This window comes from Thiolapillus sp. (assembly GCF_048562965.1).
In the GTDB taxonomy this organism is placed as follows: domain Bacteria; phylum Pseudomonadota; class Gammaproteobacteria; order Chromatiales; family Chromatiaceae; genus Thiolapillus; species Thiolapillus brandeum_A.
This window is the reverse complement of the sequence record NZ_JBHNMF010000926.1, coordinates 1-1,124: the sequence shown is the minus strand read 5'-3', so window position 1 is coordinate 1,124 and position 1,124 is coordinate 1. Positions and strand designations below refer to the sequence as shown.

1 protein-coding gene is annotated in these 1,124 nt (G+C 49.6%); it reads right to left on the bottom strand.

What is annotated here, in order from left to right:
* Nucleotides 1-830 (bottom strand): ATP-binding protein (locus ACOCD2_RS21235; RefSeq protein WP_419626056.1); only part of this gene is annotated, 830 nt, incomplete at its 3' end.
* Nucleotides 831-1,124 lie beyond the last annotated feature (294 nt).

Below are 1,124 nucleotides of genomic sequence, written 5' to 3'. Positions count from 1 at the left end.
GTCCAACCAGCGGTAGTCGAAGACCTATCGCGCTCGAACTCCGGTTCATCCTCGTCCTCTGCCAACCCACGCCCCGTATTCAATCCAACAGTGATGGAAACAGTGACGCCCTCTATCTCCTTCTGGAACACATAGGGAGCAGGTCCTTCCTTGCCATCAGTAACAAGTACTTCAACACGAACTGGCTCAATGGGATTGCCATTAACCAATATGGACAGGCCTCGCTGCAGGAACATCGTGAAATGTTCCGCAATGGACGCCCTTAAATCATTTACGAACGACTCATGCTCAAAATGTTTGGATACACCTGGGTACAGGTCAGTAACCACAATAGATGTTCCTGCTTCATCAAGCCGAGCATCTGGTCCGGCATCCAAGATCGGTAGCGGATCCCAATCCTTGTTGTCGAGCCACGCAGAGCTGATTGGCACCTCGAATGCATCTCCTTCATACAGGGTTCGCACGATGGCTTCTCTACCCATCTTGAATATCGCACGCTTCATCCCAACCCCGTACATTCCGATCGTCTCACTTTCCAAATCACGATCATCGTCAGTCTCACGCCCCATCTTGAACGCGTAATTCTTGGCTATCTCTCGCGGTATGCCACCGCAGTTGTCCTGTATAATGAAGCGCTCTTCGCTCAACTCTATCGATACTCGATGTTGCGAGTAATCGACCTCACCGCCATTGGCACAACGAAGAGCACCATCCAAGCAGTTATCGACCAAATCCAATATGGCGTCTGCCAAACTGATGTCTCGTGTCAGCATCGATACGAAGAACTGTTTTGTCGGTATGGCAATAGCCTTGTCTATTTCATTACTCATAACCCAATCCTCAAAGCACTATCACGTGCATATTCATGCATGAAATATTACTATGGATTTTCGTCTTCACTATTCTCATCCGGCATAGGCACAATGCCATTAACTTAAGCTCCTTACCGGGTGCGCCGGTACTGCATCTGAAACCCTGGAACAGGGATTTTTTTCATGTTTCGTGGGAGCTTGCGTCCTGGTCGCACCGCTTCCACTGCATCGGCCATGCGTTGTAATAGCCGCCAGCACAACTCCAACGGAGAAGTGTCCAGGAAGAGGCTGGCCAAGTGGTTCTTCATTTTG